The following is a 3,572-nucleotide window of genomic DNA, read 5'->3' on the forward strand; positions in this document are numbered from 1 at the left end:
TGGGACTTTAGTCAAAATCAAGCCCAAATGTAGCCCTTACTCGCCTTGTAAGCAACAAATACGTCTCGATTCTCCTGGAGCCAATGGACAAAACGGCAAGACATGGCACTCCGAAAAGCTTCTAAAGCCTCAGCAAATGTTTTTGGTTTGGATGCCCATCGCCTTCGTAATCCCCCTGTAAGTTGATGCCAAAGAATAAAAGTATAGGCACACATGACCAAGATAAAATGTCTCATCAAGCTGCGTTTATGGCGAACTTGATATTCTTTGAGTCCCAACCACCCCTTGGCTTCCCGATAAAATACTTCCACCCAATTTCGTTGAGCGTAAGTCTCGACCACCCATTGGGGAGTCACCACATCCCCTTCGACATTGGTCAAAAAATAGTCAATATCTGTGGCTTGACTAAAAGTCGGTTGATTCATGACGATAGCCAGACTTCTTTTTCCAGTCAGACGAGAGATTTCTACTTCTAGGGTGGCAACCCACAGGGTTTTTGACTTATTTAGATTTAGTTGAACTACGGTGAAAGCCTCATCTGGAAGGCTTTGGGCGTGCCTCATCGACCCGAACAGTAACTCCCGAATTTTTGACGTTCGGGTCGCTCACTTTTCGTTCGCGTAGCGTGCGCTTTTGGCGCATTTTTAGCAATTCCTCCTAAATACTTGAGTTGTCGATTTTCTAGCTCTAATAAAAATGATGTATTGTTTCCATATCCAGCATCTATCAGGACAATTTCGGGATGATATCCCCGACTTAATGTCTTATCAATTAACCCCAAGGCTAGCTCCGGTTTCTTCAGGAAGGCTGGATCTTTTTTTCCCTGGGGCAATGAGTTCCCGTGTTGATATAACTCAAGATCTAACGGTAGACTTTTTCGACCATCATACAGATGGGTTGTTACCACCACAATTCCATTATCCGTTTTCCCGATTTCCCCAATGTAAGGCAGACCGACACCATGGCGTGAAGTTTCCACTTTTCCGTTCGCGTAGCGTGCGCCAAAAGCGCTTTGTCCGCTGTCGTCCACAATTAGTGCAAATCCACGTTCGCGTAGCGTGCGCCAAAAGCGCAGGGATTTTCGTCTGACGACAGCTATTCATCACTTGCAACCGCCGTTCGTTAATCTCTTGTTCACTCCAGGAAGCTCGCACCGCAAAATGCCGTAGGCTGTGGTATGAGACATCAGAGCGCGTTTCCGGCAATCTGAGATAGGTTTTTTCGTTCACTTTCTCCCAATAATCCCCCGCTGGTAGTGCCTAAACTCTTTTCTTTGAGCTTTTGTGTGAAAGATATCATCAAAACGCTTGCACCATCTCAAGGGAGCAGGTCGGCATTGCTGTGGAAACAGTTTCTTTCATGGGATTGGAGGGAAAAAGTAACCAACCTAAAAAACTTACCCTATATAGCATAGCACTATTTATGCCTTCAATTATCGCGCTTAGTCCCACTAGTAAGCTTTTAAGGGCTCATGTCACCCCCTCAGGACTGAAGTTCCTCGTTGACAAAATGGCACAACCTATGCATGGCTTGGGATTTCCGATTTTCTATCCGTCATTTACTGGGTACAAACAGAGAAACATTAAGTAAATCTAAAGCCTTTTGTTGGACTGGTGTAGGTTGAGTAATTTTCAAAAAAGTCAGATCAGCTCCCTCTAATTTAGAACGAATTGTGTTAAGAGTAATTGTCCCCAGATCAGCCATCAAAGTTGAAAAGCTATGTACAGGCAAATTCTGGGATGTCTTCTTTCTACGAGCTTTGGATAAAGCCTTTTTTGAACGTTTGACAGGAGTTACCCCATCCCAATCGATAGGAGTGTCATCCTCATCCTCAAACAAAATCGGCCCTAAAGCTTGTTTCATGTGCCATTCCACATAATAAGCCAGCATACAAAGAAAAACGTGAGATTTCACTCGGCTTTCAAGGTGATGATAAATGGGACGTACTTTTAAATCCATAGTCTTATAAGAACGAAAAGCCTGTTCAACTTGAGACAGACTTTTGTAAGCTTTGACCGTCCTTGGAGCATCTAAAACTTCCGCCTCTACAGAAGTGCGAATTACATACAATCCATCTAAGGCGGCGGCGACTTTTAAGTCTTGTGGCTTGCGGGAGTATGAAAAGCTGTTGTTCGTGATTTCCAGTTCAAAGAACTTACCGACTCGATACTTATTAATCACCTTACCGACTCGGATACCAATTTGCTCGGCTCCTTTCAAAGCTCTTTTTTTTCGGAGAGTTGCTTGGACAATTTTTTCTAATTCTTCTTCAGTTTTTTGTAATAGTTTTTCTCGTTTTTGTGCGCTTTGTTCAGCAGTCAAAGGGTTGCGACAAGCAATTAATCTTTCCCCCTGATAATCAACCGATTCAACCTCAACTAAATTCTGTTCATCAAACAACCCCAGTTGAATCACCTCTTGCTGGGCGAGTTTTTTGATTTGAGGGGCTGTCAAAGCGGTAATCCAATTCTTATCCTCCCCAGAAGACAATTCTTGGTCTATTCTCGTCTGAGTAATCATTCCTCTATCTCCGACCCAGATAATTCTTGATAGTCCAAAGCGATCACGGACTTTTTCGATTTGTTTTGCCAAGGTCGTTGTATCGGATGTATTTCCTTCAAAGACTTCTACTGCTATGGGACATCCTTCTCGGTTACACAGTAAGCCAAATACTATTTGTAGTTTTCCTCTCTTTTTGTCTCGACTATAACCGTATTTGGCTAGGGGACAGGTTTTTCCTTCAAAGTAGGTAGAACTGATGTCGTACAGAACTAATGAACCCTCTTCTAAATGCTTTTTCGCCAGTTCATTTTCAATGGATGCTTGTCGGACTAGTAACCAATCTAAAGCCTCATATAAGTCATCCTCCAATGCTGATTCTAACCCGAGGATATGGCTCAAAGATGAACAACAAGTTTTCCAATTTAATCCCCTCGCCGTTGCCAATTTTGAGCGAGGCTCAATAATTCTGGCTACTATCATTGCTATGATTAAAGAGCGATTTTTTGAGGGGTTTGAGTCGAGCAGATCTGGAACTCCCAGTTTGTTAAGAGTTCCTAATACCGCAGATACATGACCATGAGGTAAGCTGCGAATAATTTGAAAAGCCTCTCCATAGTTTTCAATTGCGACTCCTCCTTTCAGAACAATACGCAAATTTTCGATCACATCATCAGGTAATTTGGACAAATTAGCAAGGGTGCGTTTACGAACTTTATTTCCCTCTCGGTATGATTCTCTGAGAAGGACGGCAGGAGGAGAATTTCTGTTAGGAACACGTTCTATATACATGACTACATTATCGCCGAAGTTCCCCCAACCAAAATCTTAAGAAAATCGGAAAATTACATGGGCACACAAGGGTCAGGCTAAATCACGCTTATCCCTTATGGGGATAGCCTTTCCTGGGTATAGTAGTACAAATGTACAGGGGAACTTCAGTCAGGAAAAAAACTTGTCGCAAGCTAGGGGTAAGCTTGCTGGGACTATCTATTGTCAAGGGATAGAGGGGACCACAGCATTCCCTCTTTACCAGAACTGATTAAACACAAATCCATGGAGCACTTACAGGT

1 protein-coding gene and 1 pseudogene are annotated in these 3,572 nt (G+C 43.0%); both read right to left on the reverse strand.

Annotation, left to right across the window (positions count from 1 at the left end; genetic code table 11):
• Positions 1-17: 17 nt before the first annotated feature.
• Positions 18-1,361 (reverse strand): annotated as a pseudogene (locus F6K57_RS39825) (IS701 family transposase).
• A 193-nt stretch (positions 1,362-1,554) separates the two neighbouring features.
• A complete protein-coding gene (locus F6K57_RS39830; protein WP_293074340.1) occupies positions 1,555-3,291 on the reverse strand; it encodes an IS1634 family transposase in 1,737 nt (578 codons plus the stop codon).
• Between the last annotated feature and the right edge of the window lie 281 nt (positions 3,292-3,572).

The sequence above is a fragment of the Moorena sp. SIO4A5 genome (assembly GCF_010672005.1).
Classification (GTDB): domain Bacteria; phylum Cyanobacteriota; class Cyanobacteriia; order Cyanobacteriales; family Coleofasciculaceae; genus Moorena.

Coding starts and splice junctions, on each gene's coding strand:
- F6K57_RS39830 (WP_293074340.1), bottom strand. CDS start 3,291: ATGTATATAGAACGTGTTCCTAACAGAAATTCTCCTCCTGCCGTCCTT.